A 20,867-nucleotide genomic window follows, 5' to 3' on the forward strand; every position below is an offset into this window, starting at 1 on the left:
CGGACGCTAGCCAAATCTCTCATTACTCGACTACTTACCATGACATATCGCGTTGCTGACCTGATTGCCGATAGTCTGCAGGCTCATGACCTGACGCGCGCCTTTAGTGTTCCGGGCGAGAGCTTTCTTCCTCTACTCGACGCACTCTACGGCCGCTCCGGCTTCGATTTGGTCACCTGTCGCCATGAAGGCTCGGCAGCGCTTGCCGCTGTCGCCGACGCCAGGCTAACCGGGCAGCCCGGTGTGATTATGTGTAGCCGCGGGCCTGGACTTTCGAATGCCGCCATCGGCATCCATGTCGCTGCGCAGGAGGCGTTGCCACTAGTAGTGCTGGTCGGGCAAGTAGACATGCCCAATCTCGGTCGGGACGCGGTTCAGGAGGTAGCCGCCGCAACTATGTTCGGGACCGAAGTGAAATGGACAGCGCGGATTTCAATTCCAGAGCAGGCAGCAGAGATCATGGCTCGGGCTTGCTCAGTGTCGCAAAGCGGGACGCCGGGGCCGGTGATCGTCGAGTTGCCGGAGGATGTCTTAGCTCTCGCAGCCGATCCTAAGTACATCCCCGTTTTTGGGGTCGCGGCTGCGGAAACCTCAGCGGAAACAGCTGAGCAAGCGGCCGCAATGATTGCGGAGGCGAAACGTCCTCTGTTCATTGTCGGCACGGAGTCTGTCAGCGCTCAGTTTCGGTCCGACCTCCTCCGCCTAAGTGAAGCGTGTGACGTCCCTGTCCTGGTGACCAACAAGAACCAGGACATCTTTCCGAACGACCACCCTCATTGGGCAGGACAACTGGGGTTTTTTCCGTCGCAGGTTCATTCCAGCTTGTGCGAACAGAGCGATCTTATTGTTGCAATTGGCACCCGACTCGGAGAAACCTCCTCCCTCGGATTCTCCGTACCGAGACAGCGACATGCTTCCCAGGCACTAGTACACGTCTATCCAGACGCCAACGTTATGGGACGGCATTTCACGCCATCGCTCGCTGTTGTCTCCACCGCAGCTTCCTTTGTTTCACGACTGCTGCAATGCAAAGTCGTTGTCAAAGAAAGGAGCGAATGGCTTGTTCAGGTGCGCCGCGCCCGCGCACAGACGAACGGATGGATTCCGGAAAAAACTCCTGATTCTGATGTTTGGGGTCATACGCTCAACGCGATAAATCGGCACATGTCGCACCATGCAATCGTGACCGGCGACTCCGGAAACTTTGTTCTTTGGATCCCGCGCGCACTCACTTTGCAACCGACCAATCGCTTGCTGAGTTCCTCCTGTGGCGCAATGGGCATGGGTGTTCCCGCGGGCATCGCGGCGGCATTGAGAGAACCGAACCGAGAGGTTCTCGCCTTCTGCGGAGATGGTGGGTTTCTGATGAACGGCAATGAGCTGGCTACGGCTGTGGGCCGGAACCTCAATATCAAAATCTTTGTCTTGAACAACGGCATCTACGGGACGATTCGTACCTTTCAGGAACGAGCCTTTCCGGCAAGGCCGAGCGGAACCGAACTGAGCAATCCCGATTTCAAACGCTTGGCAGAGGCATATGGCGCGGTTGGCTACGCTTTCGACGACGCTGCTCAGGCAGATTCGGTGGTCCGAGCCGCGTTGTCGCAGAAAGGCCCGATGCTTGTAGAGGTGCGAGTGCCCTCGACGCATTCCATCCAGCCGTCGCTTGGTGCGATGTTTGGTTAGTCACATGTCTACGCCGCAACTTTCGATAGACATCCGGCAACTTCGCTACTTCGAAGCGGTGGCGGAATGCCTGAGCTTTCGGCGCGCCTCTGAGAGATTGCATGTCGCACAACCCGCGTTGACCAGGCAAGTACGATCCTTGGAAGATGCGCTTGGTGTCCGCTTGCTTGATCGTTCCAACCAGCACGTTTCCCTGACCCCCGCCGGGGAGGTTGTGTTGGAGCATGCTCGTTCCGTTCTGCAAGGTATCGACAAGCTCGCAGAGGCTGCAACACAAGCTGACCGGGGTAGCCTGGGAACACTTCGGATCGGCTTTATCAGCCATGCAGCACACGAGTCTCTGCCGAGAATCGTACGCTCCTTCCTCCGCACTTGTCCGGGCATCGAAGTGGAGTTCCACAAGTTCCTTGCCACCCAGCAGTACGAAACCCTGTTGAGCAACGAGGTCGACGTCGCGCTGCTTCGCCCGCTCTATTCGGACGCAAGGGTCCGGTCCCAGGTCATATCCCGGAGTTCATTCCTGGTAGCCATTCCTGAAGGCCATCTCCTAGCCGACAAGCAGGAAATCTCTATGGCGGATCTTGCGGCAGAAACGTTTGTCACTCTGCCGAGCCAAGGCGGACCCAGCTTTCATTCAGAGATCCTCGGCTACTGCGAGCGGGCTGGGTATGTGCCACGCAGAGTGAAGGAAGCTGCGGACCTCCAAGCGCTCATCGCCACGGTTGGCTCAGGAATCGGTTTGGCGATTGTTCCGCAATCCGTGACCAACCTCCATGCCTACGGCGTGGTCTACAAACCTCTGTCGGACCTGAACACCTGTGCAGAGTTGGTCGTTGCCTGGCGGCGAGACGACAACAGCAAGCTGGTTAAGGCCTTCATCGACTGCGCGCTGCAGGATTTCGAAGACGCCCCCAAACAAAGCACAGCCACGCCCAGCATGCGCACCACCCCAAAACAGTGGGAGTTGCCATGCACCGTGCTCGAACAGCCTCAGACCGAAATGGATGCAAAGAAGCTTCCGTTAGATGGCATGCTCGTTGCGTTCCCGTAGGACACTTTGTTTCCTTTTCCTTGTTGTTGCACATCGCCCCCAAAGAAATGCTCACCTACGCCAAGCCCCCCAATGGTTCATCACGCCGCTACATCGTTGCGGGCCTCGCCAGCATGATGGGAACCACAATAGAATGGTATGACTTCTTCATCTATGGCACTGCCGCCGCGCTGATCTTCAACAAGATATTCTTCCCCGCCATTGACCCGTTGGTGGGAACAATGGCTGCCTTCGCCACCTATGCGGTCGGATTCTTTGCGCGGCCGCTCGGCGGCATCGTCTTCGGCCACTTCGGAGACAAAGTGGGCAGAAAATCCATGCTGCTCATCACCCTCTTTCTGATGGGCGTACCGACCATACTCATCGGGCTGATCCCGTCGTATGAGTCGATTGGCTATTGGGCTGCGGTGCTGCTGGTATTGATGCGCTTTCTGCAGGGCATTGCTGTGGGAGGCGAATGGGGTGGCGCTGTCCTGATGGCTGTCGAGCATGCCCCGGAAGGCAAGAAAGGGCTTTTTGGCAGCCTCCCGCAAGCAGGTGTTGCACCTGGGCTAATTCTGTCGTCCCTCGCAATGGGAGCAGTTGCAAAGCTACCTGAAGCCGACATGCTGTCGTGGGGCTGGCGAATCCCCTTTCTTGCCAGCGTCGTACTTCTCGCCGTAGGCTGGTTCATCAGAGCGAAGGTGAGTGAATCGCCGGATTTCGAGGGAATGCAAGCTCGCGGAAAGGAGGTGAATCTTCCGGTAGTCGAGGTAATTCGAAACTATCCGGGCGAGGTATTCACCGTAGTTGGCGCCCGACTGGCGGAAGTCACTTGGTTCTATACGGTCGCGACTTTTGCGCTTGCCTACGCAACTGGAACCCTCGGCGTCTCACGTAGCGTCATGCTCGAAGCGAACATCTGGGGTGCGCTCGTCGCATTGTTTGTGATGCCAATCTGCGGGCTGCTCGGCGACAAGGTCGGGCACAAGGCAATGTTCATGATCGGCACGGTTTGCATCGTGCTTTGCGCCCCAATCTTCTTTCAGTTCCTGCAGACACGGGAGGCGGCATGGATCAACATCGCACTGATACTCGCGGTAGGAATCGTCTACGCGCTGCTGTATGGGCCCGAGGGAAGCCTCTTCTCAGCGCAATTTCCCCCAGAGGTCCGTTACACCGGGATTTCCCTCGCTGTGCAGGTTTCCGGGGCAATCGGTGGCGGATTGGCTCCGATCGTGGCGACTTGGCTTCTTAAAATCGGCGGCGGTGACCCTCGCTTTGTCACGTGGTACCTGAGCGCGCTCGGCGTCATTGCATGCTTTAGCGTCTGGAAAATGCACGGTAGCAAACGGTCTCTCGCCGACGAGCGCGTCCCCTCAAGCGTAAGCCGCTGAAGTGTGCTCGGCTGCCATTACAACGAATACTGGTTTTGGAGGAACTAAAAATGCTGTCGAAAGTAAAGCGCATAGCGATTGCCGCCATGGCAATGACCTCATTTGCGGCTGTGGCAAGCGAAGCATGGCCTTCTCGCCCCATCCGGCTGGTAGTCGGCTATCCGGCCGGCGGACCTACTGACATCATTGCGCGACTGGCGGGGCAAGAGTTGTCAAAGGAGCTCGGCCAGCCAGTGGTCGTCGAAAACAAGGGGGGCGGCAACGGCCTCATCGCTGCAAAGTACGTCACGACGCAGAAGCCCGATGGCTACACGCTCATGCTCAGCACTGATTCTGTACAGACTCGCGCACCGGCGTTGTATCGCAGCCTGAACTACGACCCAGTAGCCGATTTCACCCCGATTGCCAAGTTTGCCAAACAAGGTGTGATGATGGTGGTGAACCCCAGTGTTCCTGCCCAGAATGTCAAAGAGTTCATCGCGTATGCGAAGAAGAATCCGGGCAAGCTGAACTATGGGGCAACTTATGGCGCTTCATCGCATTTCGGAGGCGCTCTCTTCGATGTCCTGAACGGCGTCGATATGGCAGCCATCAACTATCCGGGCGGCAACCAGCCTATTACCGACTTGGTCGGAGGCGTGGTTCAGGTTGGATTCTTCACGGAATCTACTGTCGCACAGTTCATCAAAGCCGGAAAACTCAAGGCGCTGGCAGCGGCAGGCTCCGAGCGTTCCCGTCTGTTCCCCGAGATTCCGACTATGCAGGAAGCCGGGGCAGCCAAGATGGACGTGGCGCCGTGGTTCGGCATTGTTGCGCCGGCAAAGACACCGCCTAAAGTCGTCGAAACGCTTGCGGCAGCCGTCTCGAAGTTTGCGAACAGTCAAGCCTTCAGCGAGGCACTGACTCCTTTGGGCGCTATCCCGATTAAGGGGTCGACTCCTGTGAAGTTCTCGGAGGAAATCAAGAGCGACGTGGTGTACTGGAAAAAATTTGTTGTGGATAACAAGTTTCCGGTCGAAAACTGATAGGCCGGGTACTTGTGAGAAAGGGGCAACCTCGGTTGCCCCTTTTGTATTACAGCTGTCGGCCCACGAGTTTCCCCGGGGCCGAGTAGCGGTTGACTAATGCTCGTTGACGTCTACGACCACGCGTCCGAGAACCTTACCGTCGAGCAGGTCCTTTGCTACCGGGATCGCTTGGCCCAAGGTGATTTCCTCCACTTGAGTTAGCAGTTCGGACCCCGCGAGCGTCTCGCTGAGCTGACGCCAGGCTTCCGTCCTGGTTTCCAACGGGCATTTCACGCTGTCGACGCCGGCCAAGGTGACCCCGCGCAGGATAAAGGGGGCGACGCTGCTCGGGAAATCCATACCTTGCGCCAGCCCACACGCAGCGACGACACCGCCGTACTTGGTCCCAGCACAGACGTTTGCGAGCGTATGGCTGCCTACCGAATCGACCGCACCAGCCCAGCGCTCCCGCTGCAGAGGCTTGCCCGGTTCGCTAAGGGTCTTACGGTCGATGATTTCCTGGGCACCAAGCTTGGTAAGCCGGTCCGCTTCCGAAGGGCGACCGGTCGACGCGATGACCTTGTAGCCCTTCTTGGCCAGCAGAAACGTGGCAAAGCTTCCTACTCCGCCATTCGCACCCGTCACCAGGATGTCGCCCGAAACAGGGATGATACCGTTCCGCTCCAAAGCCATGACGCAAAGCATGGCCGTGAGACCAGCTGTACCAATCGCCATCGCGTCACGGGCGCTCAGTCCCGCCGGGAGGGGCACCAGGTAGTCACCGCTGACGGCGGCTTTCTGCGACAGGCCACCCCAATGTCCTTCACCAACGCCCCAGCCGGTCAGAACTACTTTGCTGCCCACCGCGTAGCGCGGATCTTCACTCTTCTCGACGGTACCGGCATAGTCAATTCCCGGCACCATCGGCCAGCTTCGTACCACAGGGCTCTTCCCCGTAATGGCAAGGCCGTCCTTGTAGTTCAGCGTGGAGTAGTCGATGGCAACGGTGACGTTTCCCTGAGGAAGCTGGTCGTCGGCGAGCGTCTCCAAGGAGGCCACCGTCTTGCCTTCATTCTGATTGAGTAGGATTGCGTGAAACATATGCTCTCGGTCAAGTTCAACAACAATAAAGTGATGCGCCTAGTACAACATCTTGCGCAGCCAACCACATATTCACCGGGCGGTATAAAATGCGCCCAACAGAGGCGCGGAAAGGTCAAACAAAGCCTGCTCCTCGCCAGACCAGTCCTAACAACCTGCTTCGTCCAGATGGCACTCCACCTCAAATACCTTCGCGTCCAATGCGGCCTCACTTTGGAGCAGCTAGCCGAGGACTCTGGTCTAACGCGGAGCTATCTCTCGAAAATCGAGCGAGGTGTATCAAGCCCGTCCATCGAATCAGCGCTGAAGCTAGCCAAGGCGCTGGGCGTATCGGTCGAGCGACTGTTCGGGCAGGATCAGACAGCGGATCCAATCACTATTACTCGGGCGTCGCAATCGGATGCGGCCGACAACCGCATGTCGCTCATCGCAGGGATGAAGCCAGACTCGCTGATGCGAGCATTTATCCTTCGACCAGGACAGACGCAATCGCGCGGCCGCATCATGAGTCACCACGATGGTGAAGAGCTCTTGTACGTGCTCTCCGGTCGATTTGAACTTCATATCGCGAATCGCAAGGAGGTCATCTCGACTGGGGACTGTGTCCAGTTTGACTCCACGATTGCGCATCAGCTGTTCCCACTAGAACCCGAAGACTGCTCAGCGTTGATCGTTGTGGCAGCCAAGGGAACGAGCGGCGAGGCTAGCGTATCGACGCCGGATGCCAGCATGGCGCCCGCTCCGAGCCGAATAAAGGCAGCGGCTAAGAAGACCAAGCCGGCTGCCCCAGTGAAGCGAGTTACGAAAAAGTAACCTTCGTTTGGCGGCACCAATAGTCAAAGGTCGCGTTCACGATCGAATTCTTCAGCAGATAGTCGTGCGCCTCCTTTGCGAGGTCATCCGGTACTGGTTGCACTTCACCGAATACGCGGGCACGAGCTTGCATGCGAGCGGCACGCTCCAGGTACACGGATAGGTATGAAGCTTCCTGCACTGACTTTCCGGCAGTCAGATAGCCATGGTTGGCCAGCAATATGGTTCGCTTGTCGCCGAGTGCTCGAGAAATGATGACACCCTCGGAGTCGGCAATTGGTACGCCCGGCCACTCCTCAAGGAACGCGCAGTCGTCATGCAGCGGGCACATATCCATCTGCGAGATAACCAGCTTCTGCTTAGCAGCGACTAGCGCGCACACCCAAGGCGAGTGCGCGTGGATGAGCGAATTGACGTCCGGGCGAGCGTTGTACACCCAGAGGTGGAAGCGTGTGGCCGGGTTGGCCATGCCTTCACCGCTCAGGGTGTTCAAGTCTTGGTCCACCTCAATAAAGTCATCCGGCGTTGCTTCATCGAAGCCCAGGCCGAAGCGGAGCGTCCAGTAGGCGCCGGGGCGATCAGAGCGAGCACTTATTTGGCCGGCAAGACCTGCCTCTTGTTCGGTGTGCGCAAGGACTCGGCATGCGTACGCCAGCAGTTCCTTTACCGAACGCTGGGACTTGCCCAGGTTCTTCGCCATCTCCTCCGTCGCACGCTTGTCGAAGTATTCCTTCGACCGCAGACCGAGCTCTTCTTCTACCTTCATAGTCATCACCTCAAATGGATATCCGCTCGCAGCGCGATGCGAAACTCGAACTTAAAAATCACACTTCAAATTCTTTGCAGTCATCAGACCAAAGGATCTTCACGCCCGGCGTAGCGTCGCGGAGCTTGGAAATGTCCAGACCTGGCACGCATTCCCGAACGACGAGACCGTCTTCCGTAACGTCGAGCACGGCCAGGTTGGTGAAAATGCGCTTCACAACCCGGGTTGCAGTCAGGGGATAAGTGCAGGCCGGAACGATTCGGGATGTCCCTTCCTTCGTGAAGTAGTCCATCATGACCCAGATGGCCTTGGCGCCAACCGCGAGATCCACTGCCCCCCCCACTGCAGGGGGAGCCCCTGTGTTGAGACCGGTCGTCCAGTTCGCGAGGTCACCCTTTTCGCTCACCTGGAATGCGCCAAGCACCGCGATGTCCAGGTGTCCACCACGCATCATGGAAAACGAGAGTCCGGTGTCGAAATACGAGCCACCGGTCGCGATGGTAATGGGTGCCTTACCCGCATTGATAAGGTCATAGTCCTCTTGCCCAGCCGGTGGGCGCGGACCGATGTTCAGAATCCCGTTCTCGCTGTGAAGCATGACCCCGGATTCCGGTGGCAGGAAGTTTCCTACCTCAGTTGGTGCACCGATGCCTAGGTTGACGAAGCTATTTTTGGGCAGATGGGCGGCGACTACAGCCGCGAGTTCAGTTCGGGAAAGAGGTTTCATTTCCGCGGCTCCGACTTGAAAATGCGATCCACGAAGATGCACGGCGTCACGATCGACTCAGGGTCCAGTGAGTCTGACTCGACGATGTCGTCCACCTCAACGATGACTGTGTTGGCGGCGGTCGCCATCACCGGCGAGTAGTTCCGCGCCGTTTTGTTGTAGACGACGTTGCCAACCGTATCCGCGACGCGTCCCTTCAGCATCGCGAAGTCCGCCTTCAGCGGCAGTTCGAGGATGTACTCTTTGCCGCCGATTTCCATGCTCGGCTTGCCGTCGGCGAACACCGTACCCACCCCTACTGGCGTGTAGAAGCCACCAATGCCCGCACCACCGCATCGAATTCTCTCGATGAGCGTGCCCTGGGGAACGAGTTCCAGCTCGACTGTGCCTGCGCGATATTGTTCGCCGAAAACGGCGGCACTCCGCGGATACGAGCAAATGATCTTCTTGACGATTCTTGCCGCAAACCAAAGCGAAAGGTCGTCCGCGTCTGCGCCGGCATTGTTCGAAATGACGGTTAAGTCACGGACGCCACTCTCCAGGACCGCTTTGATTAGTGCGCGGGGCAAGCCAGCACCGCCAAATCCTCCCACCATCACGGTGGCACCATCGACGAGACCTGAGACAGCCTTGGCCGCATTCTCAACAACAACGTTTCGCATGGTCTTGAGCAATCTATGATTGAACTGATGATTTTGACGATTAGGCGGCAGATGGGGTGCTGTAACGCTTGACGAGGCCATGGCCGACGCGATCCCTCAACATCTCTGTTGTCCCGTCTGCGTATGACGCAAGACGCAGTTCGGACTGCAGCATGCTGAGGCGATATGCCGACGACGCGCCAACCGCACCCATCGCCTGGATGCACTGATCAATGCCTGCCTTTGCCGTGTCCGTTGCGAACACTTTTGCTGCAGCGCACAAGCCGGGGTCACCCCGTCCTGCCTCAATGTCTTGCGCAGCCTCCAACACGAGCGCATTGGCGGCGTCCAATCGAATCGCGACATCAGCTAGGTTCCACCGTAGGCCTTGGTGGTCCAGCAGAGGACGTCCGAAGGTTTTTCGCTCAGTTCCGGCATAGATCACTGCCGCTTCCAGCGCGGAATCGAGAGATGCAAGGCACATCGCCGCAACGTGAACACGAGCCGCGTTGATTGCCTGCAGGGAGCGCTTGAATGCCTGGCCGGGTTCGTACATGAGACCCCAGTCCGGAACATAGTGGTCGTCGAATCGAATCTCCGCCAAACGGAAGGAGGCTCCTCCGGGCACGCTGGCTGGAGAGGATGCGAAGGTGCTCGTGTCCCCGCGGGTGACAAGGAAGCCCGCAATGTCCTCACTACCGTTGCCGGTTTGGCAGCATGCCAACACCATCAGACAGTTGGCAATCGCGCCGTTGGTAATCCACGCCTTCGTGCCATTGAGCAGCCAACCACCCTCAACCTTGGTAGCGCGTGTCGACAAAGCCCCGAGGTCGCTTCCGACCTCCGGCTCGGTCATGGCCGGCGCGCCGATGTACGAGCCCGCCATCAGGCCTTCGAGAAGGTAGTCCTTCTGAGTCTGACTGCCCTGCGTGGCGAGGCGTGACACCATGCCCTGCATGTTGTTCAAGGCAAATGCGGCGGCGAAGCTCACCTTCGCCATTTCCTGCGCCACCCGGAGCTTGCATATGAATGACTCGCCATAGCCACCTTGCTCGATGGGAACTTGAAGCTTGAGCATGCCGAGTTCGGCCCACTCTGCGATGATTCTCGTGTCGAAAGGACGTCCTTCCTTAAACGCGACCTCAATCTCATGGGCGAAATCCCCATTGCAGAATGCCGCGGCTCGCCCGACAAGTTCTAGTTCCGACGGCCGAAGCAGCTCGTCATAACGGCCAAAACTGTTCATCTCACTGAAGCTGTATGTTTGTGGTCCAAACACAACCTAAGAGGTTGCCGTCAGTTGTCCCGAAAGCCGCGCAAGCGTTGCCGCCTTTGGGTTCAATCAATATCCACCATAGGACACAAAGTGTCAATACGGAAATTTCTTGTCCCCTTGGCTGATCATTGCAATGCTCGTGCCAAGCAAAAGGCACTTTAGGTCGAGCAGATGGGTCGGGTTGCACGGAGGGAGCCTTTTGAGCATAGGCTTTGGCGCCGCCATGGCAGCCGCTCGCCTGCGCGCGCGCGGGCCCGAGTGGGAGGGTCAGGCTGCGGTGCTGGCCAGCGCCTCGGCGCACTGGCTGCGCCACACCGCCGGCTCGCACATGGCCGACCAGCAGGTCGACCTGCGTTTTGTGCGGGACAATTTTGGCCATGCCTCGATCGCGACCACCAGCGGCTACCTGCACAGCCAAGAGGATGCCCGGCACGAGGCCACCCAGGAGCGACATCGGATCGGCTGGAGCAGCAAGACGTAGGCGCGCAAGCATGCCACTCCATGGCCTTTGCGCACGGATAGAAGCCGCACCTGCGGCTCAGCGCGGGATACGCGGCTGCTAAAATCGCTCCACGCGATCCACCACTCAATACAATGGGCTTCGAACAACTGGCGGCACTCAAAGCACAACTGGCAGCACAGGCAAAGGCTGAAAAGGCCGCAAAGCCTGCCGAGGTTCCGAAGCGGGCCACGCCGCCCCGCGCACGGGACGCTGCGCCGGCCAATCCGGCAAAGCCGGTCGATCCGGTGGTCCACGCGATCGCCAGGCTGCAACGGCATTTTCCGCTAGCCTTTCCGAAGAACCCGGCGCCCAAGGTGCCGCTCAAGATCGGCATCTTCGAGGATCTCCTCCCGCATGCCCAAAAGCTTGCCCTCACGGAAGCCGAATTGCGCGAGGCGATCAAGACCTGGTGCGGCGGCGCCCGCTACTGGGCCTGCCTCATCGAAGGCGCATCGCGGAGGGATCTGGCCGGCCAGGAGGCGGGGCAGGTTCGCCCGGAGGATGCAAAACGGGCGCAGCAACTGCAGGCGAGGCGTTCGCCGGGAGCACCATCCAAATCAGCGAAGGCGTCGCACCCCGTTGATGCGGCTCGATAGGTTGAAGTTTTGGCATGGACAGCCCGCTCAGCGAAGGCCATGAGGCTGCTGGCGTTTGTGGTCAGCATCGGCGTCAAAGTTGGGAGTCGCCGATGTGCGAGGCCAGCCGGGTCTGACTCAGCCGAGGTCAAGGACTAATCCCACGCTGCCAGCTCGCCAGTCTTGGACGCATGGGCCGCAGCCTGTTCGAGCCAAGGTGCATGCGCCTTGGGCACGATCAGCATCGTCAAACCCAGTCCGTCCAGCACACGCAGGGCGTGCTCGAGATTGACGCCCTTGCCGTTCTCGAGCTTGGACAGCATGCCGACAGAGACACCGCAATGCCTCGCCGCCTGGTCTATGGGCATCGCTTCCCCTGCCCGGGTTGCTCGAATGCGGTCGCCCAGTTGGTGAATGGTGCGAATCGTCGCGCGCGACGGTGGCGTCGGATCAGGTAGTGGTCGCGGCATCGGGGCCCGTCCGTGAAGGAGGCAAGCCAGCGTGGAGGCTGCTGGCTGGATAATTTCATGATGTTGAAATTATAATCCGGAACAGGATTGGCTGCTTTCTATGCCGGGGGGAACTGCCTCATGCCAGCCAGCGATTAATGGTTGCAGGCGAAGCCTGGCGATTAATTGCATTTTAAGTTCGACGTAACGGCTTCACTTGATGTTGAAGAACGTCATTCGTGCTGGGCCAGACGGCAATCCTTGGACGAGATGGTGTTCGAGATTGGCTGGACCAACCCCAGCCCCCCAACCCAATTTAGGCCTGAGCAAGCCTTGTAGGCGGCATGTGGATAGAGGCTTGTGACGAGGCGGTCGAGGTTTGCTGCGATGGGGTCCGACACGATGGGTGCGTGTTGCGATCAACCCCAATGGATAGCGCTGGTGCGCCATGCGGCTTGAGCCGAAAGCGCGGCGGCAGTACTGCAGTGGCTGTGGCCGTGGCGTCAGCGCCGTGCATGACCGGGGCGAGCAGCGTGTGCGTGATCAGCCGGTGTTCGCGCTGCCGGTCGAACTGATCATCCCGAGGCTGCGCCTGGCCTGCCGGCGATGTGGCGGAAGCTAGAGCGCCTCGACTGGCTGACTCCCTATGCACGGGTAACGACGCGGCTGGCCGCCAGCGTGGCACCGCTGTGCAAGGTAATGTCACTGCGCCATGTTGCCAAGTTCTACCGGCCGTCCTAGACGGCGGTCAAGCGAATCGACCAGCACCACCTGGAGCAGGAACTGGGGCCGGAGGACCTGAGCGGGGTCACGGTCATCGCCATGGACGAGTTTGCCATTCAGAAAGGCCACCGCTATGCCACGGTCATCGTCGAGCCGTCGCGCGCGCGGGTGCTGTGGGTAGGGCGTGGGCGTTCGCGCGAGGACATTCGTCCTGCTCGGCCCAGACGGATGCGCTCGGCTGCGCGCGGCGGTTATGGACATGAACACCGCCCACGACCTGGAGGTGCGCATGCATTGCCCGCAAGCCCACGTGGTCTATGACTTGTTCCACGACCCGTCGTATACCCGGTCGTACCTGGAGGCTTAGGTGGCAGCAGCAGTGGCTGGATTAACTGGAGAGCACCCAATTGAACGCGCTAGCCATGCGTCGCCTTACTGATTTGCTACGTGCCACTGTAACGCCCCGACCAAGCCAACTGCCTTGCCCGCCAGTTCGCCCGCTTGCGCGGCCAAGTCGAAGCTCGGCTCGAACAGCCAGCTTTCGACAATACCGAACACATAGGCCTCATAGGCGAACGCCGCCGTCAGTATATTGGTGCGCGCCGGTAACAGCCGCGCAGCCACGGCGTGCTCGAGGCATCCGCCGGCATGGCTGCGCAACCGGACGCTGAGCGCGATGCGTTGGTCGCGGATGATATCGGAACCGCCCTGCCGGCCCCATTTGAAGAGCAGCGCGCTGATATTCAGCGCGTCGCCCTGCCCGACCACGGTGCGGAAGAGGGCCTCGGCAGTAGCCACCATGGCCTGGAGCGGCGAGGATGGTGACTCGGTCGAAAAGGCTTCCTCTAAAGCCTCCACGGCATCGTGGCACACGCTCTCCAGCAACCTTTGCTTGCTCTCGAAGTGCCAGTACACAGCGCCTCGGGTAACGCCTGCAAGGCGGGCGATCTCCTCCAGCGTGGTACGTGCATAACCTGCGGAGCAGAACAGTTGCACGGCGGCGCACATAATCGTCAGACGGGTCTGATCCGCCTCCAGAGCTGTCCGCCTCGCCATTAGTCGATCCCCGTGTTATGCCACAAGCGCAGTGAAACCGAGCGGCGCTCCTCGGCAAGCAGCACGGTACTGATGCCGGCCTTGTCGGCCGCCCCGCGCAGCGTCGAGCACCCAGGCCCGCTTGGCGAACATCTGCAGGTCCACTTCGTCTGCATTGACTTATTTTTGATTCATGCGAGCCAGCTTGTCGGCCAATGTCATCAGCGTCCGATTGCCGGTGGCCCACACGATGGCGTTCTGGACGAGGCTGGATTGCGTGGCGCCCGTATCCTCGCGGCCCATCTCAGGATTCTTATGGCAAGCCACCGGCACGTTAAGGATCAGCCGGCGTAGGCAGGAGTTCGCATGGTCGCACCACACGATTTCCCGCTCGCGCCCCTCGGTAACTTTCGCGGCGTAATCCGGGTCAGCCAGCATCTGCCGGGCGAGCATGCTTGCGTCGACATGCCCGGCCTCGATAGCCTCGGCGGCCTGCTTCGGATCGGGCGTGCTGGAAAGGAACAGCCTAACGTCGCTGCCCACCGCCTTGCGGAAAGCCTGTGGCTCGCCGTGCGCGAGCATGTTGCCGGAGATGCTCGTGACGTTCTCACCCATGGACTCGTAGTTGCCTTCGCTGAGCGAAATGAAATCCACGCCGGCCTTGACAATGTGCGCGGCCACTTCGGCGAAGCCTTCTGGCCCCTGACCATTTGGCATGTGGTCGTTGACGCTCATGCGGATGCCGACCGGGTAATCGGAGCCTACCTCGGCGCGCACCGCGGCGACCACGTCGTGCAGCGCCCGGGCACGGTTCTCGGCCGAACCACCGTACTCATCCGTGCGTTGGTTTGCGAGCGGCGAAAGGAACGATGAGTAGAAATAGCACATATGCGCGCCGATCTCCACACCGTCGAAGCCCGCCGCCTTGGCGCGCCGCGCCGCGGAGACGACTGCAGCTTCCAGTTCCTTGATCTCACCGATCGTGGCCTCTTTGGGTACCGGCGTGACGCGTCCGCCCGGAATGTAGAGGTTCTCTGGCAGGCTGCCCGCCCCCAAGTCGACCGGTGTCGGGCTGGCAGACGATATCCAGTTGCCGTTGCGCGGCACACCCATCCGACCGAAACTCGGGAACAACTGCGCGAAGACTGGCGTGCCGTATGCATGCACAGCGTCCGTCAGCCGCTTGAGGTCGGGAACGAACTCGTCCTTGTCGAAACGCACGTTCGGGGAGAACGGCGACTCGTTCCACGCCCGCTCGCTCGCCACCGAGCCGCCGACGATGATGAGCCCCACTCCGCCCTTGGCGCGCCGCGTCAGGAAAGCGATGGTCTGCTCGCTCGGCCGGCCGTCATCGGTCGGACGCAGCACCGCCATCGGCCCGAGGATGATGCGATTCTTGATTTCGAGCTTGTTGATCTTGAGAGGGCTTGCGAGCACCGCGGTCGTTGTCGTCGTCATCGAAAATCTTGTCTGTGAATGAGGATTGGGAGTTGGCAATCGCTGCACTCCGCCCACGCGCTACATGATTGCGCTCGCGCCGCCGTCCACCAAGATATTGGTTCCGGTAACCCACTGCGCCTCGTCGGAGGCAAGGTAAAGGCCCGCGTAGGCGACGGCGACCGGATCACCGGGCTGCCCCGAGATCGTGCGCTCCACGATCTCGGCCACCGGCGCCTTGTCACCCATGTCACGGAACATCGCCTGGACCGGCGGCGTGTTCATGACGCCGGGACTCACCGAGTTGACGCGCACGCCGACCGCGATCCCCTCTGCCGCGAGTTGGCGCGTCAGCGCAAGCACGGCTCCCTTCGCGGCGGCGTGCGCCGCCTGTGGAAGCGCACGCGCGCCCTGGATACCCGCGCCCGAGCCAATATTGACGATCGCGCCGCGCGACTTCACCAGATGCGGCCATGCGACCTGGCAGGCGCGCCAGACCAGATCCAACTCGTTCTGGATCGTGAAGACATAGTCCTCATCGCTCTGCGCCGCGAACGGCGCGAAACGGGGCATGCTGGCGTTGTTGTAGAGCACATCGATGCGGCCATGCTTAGCGACGGCGGCGTCCACCCAACGCGACACAGCATCGCGGCTGCTGAGATCGACCGGGGCGACAGCGTCAATCGAATGACCATCGGACTCCACCAGCCGCGCTGTTTCAGCGGTCGTTTCTGGGTTGATGTCGCAGCCCACGACGATCGCGCCCTCGCTCGCGAACAGCCGCGCCGTCACGCGACCCATTCCGCTGCCGATGCCGGTGAGAAGCACCACCTTGTCATGCAGGCGGCCCACACGCAAATCACGGCTGATTTTGTCCGCGTATTTCATTTTTTGTAACTCAGATAGGTCGACAGCGCGTCGAGATCGGCGTCGGTGATTTCAGTCTTGCGGAAAGCCGGCATGATCAGCACGCCATTGCGCACGAAATGGCGAATGAAGTCCGGGTTCATGTCCTTGCGCTCTTCCAGCACGGCGGGAATGCTGCCGCCGTACTTGGCCTGCAGCGACGCCGTGCCGGGCATATGTTCGCCCACCGCGTGGCACATCGCGCACCACTTGTCGAAAATAGCCTTGCCCTGGCCACTCACCGCGCCACTGGGAGCGTTGCCGCCAGCCGTGGCGGAGCTGGCCCAGCACACCATCGCCGCCAGCAATATCGTTTTAATGTTCTTCATTTGGCGTTCTTCCGCTGGTTTTTCGGCCAGATGCCATAACGGCCCGGAGACAGGATGCCCTTGGGATCAACGGCGTCCTTGATGGCTTCGTGCAGGCGCAGCAGGCTGTTGTTGTTGTACGAGTACAGGCCCATCGCCTGGTCCTGGAATTCCGTATGGCAGCGGTATTCGCCCCAGCCATGCTTAGCACCGATGTCGAGCAAGGTGCGGTAGGCGCTGATGATCGACTTGTTCAGGGCCAGGTCATCGGTAATCGGAAAGCCGACGATGAACAGGAAGGTACGTTCGTAGAACGGCGCCGGCAGCGCAAACGGACGCAGGTTCCAGATCGGGACGTTCTGCAGGGCGGGAACGGTGCGCGCGGCCTCGTCGAACACGCGGTTGGCATCGAGGATGCCTTCGGCGCTCTGCGGAATGACAGGCGAGAACCACATGTGCCCGCGCATCGGGTTCGGATTGCCGCCGGCGCGCGTGCCCATGCCGAAGAAATCCATGTTCGGCACGCCTGCGTCCTGCGGGTAGAAAGTCCACTCGGCGGCGGCCTTGCGCGGGTCGGTCTGGATCGGGCCGGACTGGAAGGCGGCGTTCTTGATCGCCTTGCTTGCCAGTTCCTGCACTGCTTCCCACTGCGCGGCGACCACCTTCCGCGGGCCATAGAATTTCAGGCTCAGGCCCCAGTACGGGATCTTGTTGTCGGCGCCGTACTTGGCCAGTTCTGCCGAATAACCGACCTTGGCCTTGGCGACCAGGTCCGCCTGCCCCTTCGGCAACTGCGGCGGGCCCTTGTAGAAGGCTTCCACCAGATGCTGGGTCTTGTTGCTCACGCCCAGTAGCGGGCTGAGCAGTTCTGGCGTGCCAGGCGCCAGACCGGTGTTCTCGGCGTACTTGAGCAGTTCGACCAGGGGATGCAGGTCTTCGTAGCGCGGAACGTAGATCGTGCCTTCGAGGAAGGCTTCCGGCGCCGGCATCAGCCAGATGCCCATTTTGGTGACGATGCCGAAGTTGGACTGCGAGAAAATGCCATCGACGCTTGGGCCCATGCCATATTTGTACTGGCCCCAGGTCTTCGCGCCGGGCAGCGCGCCCATGCCGGTGCGCACCACTTCACCATTGGCCAGCACCACTTCCATGCCGCAATGCGAACCGAAGTGATCGCGGAAGCGCGACAGGGTGTGGCCCACGCCGTGGTCGACCGCATTGCCCAGCACGCTGCCCCAGCCCGGATCAGCGGTGTCGATCCACAGCTTCAGGCCCTTCTCCTGGATGTAGTTGTACAGGTCGAAGTAACTGACACCCGGCTCGACGATGGCGTAGGCATTGCTCTCGCTGACCTCGATGATGCGGTTCATCCGCTTCAGGTCGAGTACCACGCTGCCGGATTGATTCGGCGCCGAGCCGCCGTAGCCAAGGTTCTTGCCGGTGGAAATCGTGTACAGCGGAATAGCGTACTTGTTGGCGATGCGCACCACGGCCTGCACTTCCTCGACCGAAGCCGGCGCCACGGCGGCAGCGGCGCTGCGGTCTTCCGGCGTGTCGCGCGTCGGCGCATAGGCGTCCTTGTATGGGAACAGTTCTTCGTCGGTGGTGAGTACCCAATCCTTGCCGACGACCTTGGCGAATTCCTGGAGGGCGTTGGCGAAGACTTTGGGAGCTACGTTCGGTGGGGTTCTCATGGTGTCACGCGATGATCCAGGAAACGAGGTTGTCGGGGTGACCGTCGTTGTCAGCCAACGGCGTCAGCACACGGGTGCGAAATGCGTGACTGCGCGCCTGCTCGGCGAGGCACTGCCACACCGCGAGCGTGGTCAGGCCGGCAACGGCGCCTTCGCCCTGTTGCCACAGCGGATGCAGGTGTTCCTGCCACAGGCGGGTCAGGCCGTCGGTAACTTCAAGCGGCTTGCCGCTCTTCTCTGCCTGCGCCTTGGCATACGCCAGGCTTTGCGGATAACGACGATCCATGACGATGTAGCGGATGTCGGAAGGACTCGGCACTTCCACCGAAGCGGAAATTGCAGCGGAAGCAGCAAACAGCGAAGGATGCGCAACCGCGGCCAACGCCGCGGCGCTGCCGGTGGCGATGAGCAACGAGCGGCGGCTCATCCGGATGTCTTCAAAACCCATCCTCAGTCTCCGAAAAATTCGCGGTATGCAGAGAATCCCGGGATGTGGATCGACACGCCACCATCGGCAACGAGCGTCTGCCCAGTGATGTTTCGTGCTGCGTCCGAAGCCAGGAACGCCACGGCTTCGGCAATGTCCTCCGGTGCGCCGACGCGATCACGTGGGGTTTCATCCATCACCAGCTTAAGCATCGCTGAGGGGAAATCCTTGGCCACGGTTTCGGTCAGTACCAGACCCGGCGCGACCGCATTGCAACGTACGCCCTTGCGCCCGTAGGCCGTGGCCACGGCGCGCGTCATCTGCATCATTGCGGCCTTGGTCGCACTGTAGGCATGAAAACGGATGTTGCCCTGCAAAGCCATGCCGGACACGGTGTTGACAATGGCTCCATCACCGCTCTTGACCAAGTGCGGCAGCGCTTCACGGGTCACGATCATGGTGCCGCGGCAATTGGTGTTGAAGAAGGTGTCCCAGGTTTCGGTCGCCATCTCACCGATGCCGTTATCGGCGGCGACCAGTTGCTGGCCGACGGCGGTTGCATTGTTGTGCAAGATGTCGAGGCGGCCGAAATGCTCGACCGCACGGGCGACCATGGCCTTGATCGAGGCCTCGTCGGAGAGATCCACGCCAATAGCAATCGCGGCATCGCCGTACTTCGCAGCGACCGCTTGCGCGCGATCCAGCGCGATGTCGGCAATGGCGACGCGCGCGCCACGGCCTATCATCAGTTCCACGGTGGCTTGGCCGATACCGCCAGCCCCGCCCGTCGCGATGGCGACCTTGCCCTCTAGGCTTAAGGCCCTGTACATAGTTCTGTCTCCTCCAGCTGCTTACTGGCTTTTATTTCAAATATAATATACGATCCGTATCGTATATTAAAGACCCCCAAGAGCCACATACTTGATCTCCAGGTAGTCGTCTACGCCATACTTGGAGCCCTCGCGTCCCAGACCTGAAGTCTTGACGCCGCCGAACGGCGCAACCTCGGTCGAGATCATGCCCTCGTTGACGCCGACCATGCCGAATTCGAGCTCTTCCACGATGCGGAAGATGCGACCCACGTCGCGTGCGTAGACGTACGCAGCCAGGCCAAACGGCGTGTCATTTGCCAAGGAGATTGCTTCCGCCTCGGTCTCGAAACGGAACAGCGGCGCTACCGGGCCGAAGGTCTCTTCGTTGAAGATGAGCGCGTCGTGCGGCACGTCGGCCAGCACGGTGGGCTCAAAAAAGAATCCACCCAGCTCGTGCCGCTTGCCGCCAGCGACCACGCGAGCGCCCTTGGATACGGCGTCGGCAATGTGCTCCTCGACCTTGAGCACCGCGTCCTCGTTGATCAGCGGCCCCTGCAACACGCCCTCTTCCATGCCATTGCCGACCTTCAATGCGGCTGTGGCTTCGGCGAGCTTCTTCGCAAAAGCGCCATAGATGCCGGATTGCACCAACAAGCGGTTTGCCGCGACACAGGCCTGGCCAGTGTTGCGGTATTTCGCCGCCAGCGCGCCTTTCACAGCGGCGTCCACGTCGGCGTCGTCGAACACGATGAAGGGCGCGTTGCCGCCCAGCTCCATGCTCGTCTTTTTGATGGTCGGCGCACATTGGGCCAACAACTGCGCACCAACTTCAGTCGAGCCGGTGAACGACAGCTTGCGCACGATGGAATTGGCCGTCAGCTCGCCTCCGATGGCTCGGGCCGAGCCGGTGACCACATTGCACACGCCCGGTGGCAGGCCAGCTCTCTCGGCCAGAACGGCCAACGCCAGAGCCGACAGCGGTGTCTGGCTGGCGGGCTTAATGACACCGGCGCAGCCCACGGCCCAGCCCGGGCCGGCCTTGCGTGTGATCATCGCCGAAGGAAAGTTCCACGGCGTGATCGCCGCAAACACGCCGATGGGCGCCTTCTGTGCCAAGATGCGGCGACCGTCCACGTTCTGCGGAATGATGTCGCCGTAGACGCGGCGTGCCTCTTCAGAGAACCACTCGATGAAGCCGGCGGCATAGAGGATCTCGCCGCGTGATTCCACCAGCGGCTTACCCTGCTCAGCGGTCATGATGACGGCCAGGTCCTCGATGTTCTCGAGCATCAGGTCATAAAGCTTGCGCAGCACCTTGGCACGTTCCTTGGGCAAAGTCTTGCGCCAGCTGCGCATGGCGCGCTCAGCCGCCTCGATGGCGCGCCTCGTTTCAGCCGCGCCGCCATTGGGCACACGCGCCACCAGTTCTCCTGTAGCGGGGTTGATGACATCAATGGTCTGGCCACTGTCCGCTTGCACCCACTTACCCTCGATCAGCATGGCCTGGCGCAGCAGGTCCGGATCCTTTAGCGGTAGTTTTTTCACGTCACTCATG

22 protein-coding genes and 2 pseudogenes are annotated in these 20,867 nt (G+C 60.4%); 10 read left to right on the top strand and 14 right to left on the bottom strand.

Going from position 1 to position 20,867, the window contains the following annotated elements:
- Positions 1 to 39 precede the first annotated feature (39 nt).
- The 4 genes from ACZ5MJ_RS33480 to ACZ5MJ_RS33495 are packed head-to-tail and all read left to right on the top strand — an operon-like array spanning position 40 to position 5,138.
- Positions 40 to 1,686, top strand: a complete 1,647-nt coding sequence (locus tag ACZ5MJ_RS33480) for a thiamine pyrophosphate-dependent enzyme (protein ID WP_464226768.1) — start codon at positions 40 to 42, stop codon at positions 1,684 to 1,686.
- A gap of 4 nt (positions 1,687 to 1,690) precedes the next feature.
- Complete coding sequence (locus ACZ5MJ_RS33485; protein WP_464226769.1) at positions 1,691 to 2,737, top strand: LysR family transcriptional regulator; 1,047 nt, start codon at positions 1,691 to 1,693, stop codon at positions 2,735 to 2,737.
- A gap of 47 nt (positions 2,738 to 2,784) precedes the next feature.
- Positions 2,785 to 4,113, top strand: a complete 1,329-nt coding sequence (locus ACZ5MJ_RS33490) for an MFS transporter (protein ID WP_464226771.1) — start codon at positions 2,785 to 2,787, stop codon at positions 4,111 to 4,113.
- Positions 4,114 to 4,163: 50 nt separating this feature from the next.
- The gene (locus ACZ5MJ_RS33495; RefSeq protein WP_464226773.1) at positions 4,164 to 5,138 is read left to right on the top strand and encodes a Bug family tripartite tricarboxylate transporter substrate binding protein; all 975 of its coding nucleotides are present in this window, start codon (positions 4,164 to 4,166) and stop codon (positions 5,136 to 5,138) included.
- Between the two features lie 96 nt (positions 5,139 to 5,234).
- Here the strand turns inward: ACZ5MJ_RS33495 and acuI are convergent, their stop codons facing one another.
- A complete protein-coding gene (gene acuI, locus ACZ5MJ_RS33500; RefSeq protein ID WP_464226774.1) occupies positions 5,235 to 6,221 on the bottom strand; it encodes an acrylyl-CoA reductase (NADPH) in 987 nt (328 codons plus the stop codon).
- On the opposite strand from acuI, the gene ACZ5MJ_RS33505 reads away from it, so the two are divergent.
- Positions 6,222 to 7,034 (top strand): helix-turn-helix domain-containing protein, encoded by an 813-nt coding sequence (locus ACZ5MJ_RS33505; protein WP_464227053.1) that lies wholly within the window; start codon positions 6,222 to 6,224, stop codon positions 7,032 to 7,034.
- Here ACZ5MJ_RS33505 and ACZ5MJ_RS33510 read toward each other — a convergent pair.
- The 4 genes from ACZ5MJ_RS33510 to ACZ5MJ_RS33525 are packed head-to-tail and all read right to left on the bottom strand — an operon-like array spanning position 7,021 to position 10,414.
- A complete protein-coding gene (locus tag ACZ5MJ_RS33510; protein WP_464226775.1) occupies positions 7,021 to 7,800 on the bottom strand; it encodes an aldolase in 780 nt (259 codons plus the stop codon). The genes ACZ5MJ_RS33505 and ACZ5MJ_RS33510 overlap by 14 nt on opposite strands.
- A 58-nt stretch (positions 7,801 to 7,858) precedes the next feature.
- Positions 7,859 to 8,527, bottom strand: a complete 669-nt coding sequence (locus ACZ5MJ_RS33515; protein ID WP_464226776.1) for a 3-oxoacid CoA-transferase subunit B — start codon at positions 8,525 to 8,527, stop codon at positions 7,859 to 7,861.
- Positions 8,524 to 9,189, bottom strand: coding sequence for a CoA transferase subunit A (locus tag ACZ5MJ_RS33520; RefSeq protein WP_464227054.1), 666 nt, complete (start codon positions 9,187 to 9,189; stop codon positions 8,524 to 8,526). The genes ACZ5MJ_RS33515 and ACZ5MJ_RS33520 overlap by 4 nt, the downstream gene beginning before the upstream one ends.
- Positions 9,190 to 9,229: 40 nt before the next feature.
- A complete protein-coding gene (locus ACZ5MJ_RS33525) occupies positions 9,230 to 10,414 on the bottom strand; it encodes an acyl-CoA dehydrogenase family protein (protein WP_464226777.1) in 1,185 nt (394 codons plus the stop codon).
- Positions 10,415 to 10,667: 253 nt separating this feature from the next.
- On the opposite strand from ACZ5MJ_RS33525, the pseudogene ACZ5MJ_RS33530 reads away from it, so the two are divergent.
- A pseudogene (locus ACZ5MJ_RS33530) lies at positions 10,668 to 10,925 on the top strand (tyrosine-type recombinase/integrase); the annotation flags it as partial.
- 113 nt (positions 10,926 to 11,038) lie between these two features.
- Positions 11,039 to 11,542, top strand: a complete 504-nt coding sequence (locus ACZ5MJ_RS33535; RefSeq protein WP_464226778.1) for a ProQ/FinO family protein — start codon at positions 11,039 to 11,041, stop codon at positions 11,540 to 11,542.
- Between the two features lie 134 nt (positions 11,543 to 11,676).
- Here ACZ5MJ_RS33535 and ACZ5MJ_RS33540 read toward each other — a convergent pair whose 3' ends face one another.
- Complete coding sequence (locus ACZ5MJ_RS33540; protein ID WP_464226779.1) at positions 11,677 to 11,889, bottom strand: helix-turn-helix domain-containing protein; 213 nt, start codon at positions 11,887 to 11,889, stop codon at positions 11,677 to 11,679.
- A gap of 529 nt (positions 11,890 to 12,418) precedes the next feature.
- On the opposite strand from ACZ5MJ_RS33540, the gene ACZ5MJ_RS33545 reads away from it, so the two are divergent.
- The 3 genes and pseudogenes from ACZ5MJ_RS33545 (at position 12,419) to ACZ5MJ_RS33555 (ending at position 13,060) form a co-directional block, all read left to right on the top strand.
- On the top strand, positions 12,419 to 12,592 hold the full coding sequence (locus tag ACZ5MJ_RS33545; RefSeq protein WP_464226780.1) for a transposase family protein: 174 nt from the start codon (positions 12,419 to 12,421) through the stop codon (positions 12,590 to 12,592).
- A complete protein-coding gene (locus ACZ5MJ_RS33550) occupies positions 12,577 to 12,711 on the top strand; it encodes a transposase family protein (protein ID WP_464226781.1) in 135 nt (44 codons plus the stop codon). Before ACZ5MJ_RS33545 ends, ACZ5MJ_RS33550 begins: the two co-directional genes overlap by 16 nt.
- 81 nt (positions 12,712 to 12,792) lie before the next feature.
- Positions 12,793 to 13,060, top strand: a pseudogene (locus ACZ5MJ_RS33555) (transposase).
- A 65-nt stretch (positions 13,061 to 13,125) separates the two neighbouring features.
- Here the strand turns inward: ACZ5MJ_RS33555 and ACZ5MJ_RS33560 are convergent.
- The 8 genes from ACZ5MJ_RS33560 to ACZ5MJ_RS33595 all read right to left on the bottom strand — a co-directional run bounded on the left by ACZ5MJ_RS33560 (position 13,126) and on the right by ACZ5MJ_RS33595 (position 20,866).
- Positions 13,126 to 13,689 (bottom strand): TetR family transcriptional regulator, encoded by a 564-nt coding sequence (locus ACZ5MJ_RS33560; protein WP_464226782.1) that lies wholly within the window; start codon positions 13,687 to 13,689, stop codon positions 13,126 to 13,128.
- Between the two features lie 219 nt (positions 13,690 to 13,908).
- On the bottom strand, positions 13,909 to 15,186 hold the full coding sequence (locus ACZ5MJ_RS33565; protein WP_464226783.1) for an oxidoreductase: 1,278 nt from the start codon (positions 15,184 to 15,186) through the stop codon (positions 13,909 to 13,911).
- 60 nt (positions 15,187 to 15,246) lie between these two features.
- A complete protein-coding gene (locus tag ACZ5MJ_RS33570; protein WP_464226785.1) occupies positions 15,247 to 16,053 on the bottom strand; it encodes an SDR family NAD(P)-dependent oxidoreductase in 807 nt (268 codons plus the stop codon).
- Positions 16,050 to 16,400 carry a c-type cytochrome gene (locus ACZ5MJ_RS33575; protein WP_464226786.1) on the bottom strand — a complete coding sequence of 117 codons (351 nt, stop codon included), beginning with the start codon at positions 16,398 to 16,400 and terminating at the stop codon, positions 16,050 to 16,052. Before ACZ5MJ_RS33575 ends, ACZ5MJ_RS33570 begins: the two co-directional genes overlap by 4 nt.
- Complete coding sequence (locus tag ACZ5MJ_RS33580; protein WP_464226787.1) at positions 16,397 to 18,073, bottom strand: FAD-binding oxidoreductase; 1,677 nt, start codon at positions 18,071 to 18,073, stop codon at positions 16,397 to 16,399. Before ACZ5MJ_RS33580 ends, ACZ5MJ_RS33575 begins: the two co-directional genes overlap by 4 nt.
- 4 nt (positions 18,074 to 18,077) lie before the next feature.
- Positions 18,078 to 18,521 (bottom strand): hypothetical protein, encoded by a 444-nt coding sequence (locus ACZ5MJ_RS33585; RefSeq protein ID WP_464226788.1) that lies wholly within the window; start codon positions 18,519 to 18,521, stop codon positions 18,078 to 18,080.
- Positions 18,522 to 18,523: 2 nt separating this feature from the next.
- Positions 18,524 to 19,330, bottom strand: a complete 807-nt coding sequence (locus ACZ5MJ_RS33590; RefSeq protein ID WP_464226789.1) for an SDR family NAD(P)-dependent oxidoreductase — start codon at positions 19,328 to 19,330, stop codon at positions 18,524 to 18,526.
- Between the two features lie 66 nt (positions 19,331 to 19,396).
- Complete coding sequence (locus ACZ5MJ_RS33595) at positions 19,397 to 20,866, bottom strand: NAD-dependent succinate-semialdehyde dehydrogenase (protein ID WP_464226790.1); 1,470 nt, start codon at positions 20,864 to 20,866, stop codon at positions 19,397 to 19,399.
- Position 20,867 lies beyond the last annotated feature (1 nt).

The sequence above is a fragment of the Cupriavidus sp. LA-1 genome, assembly GCF_055385985.1.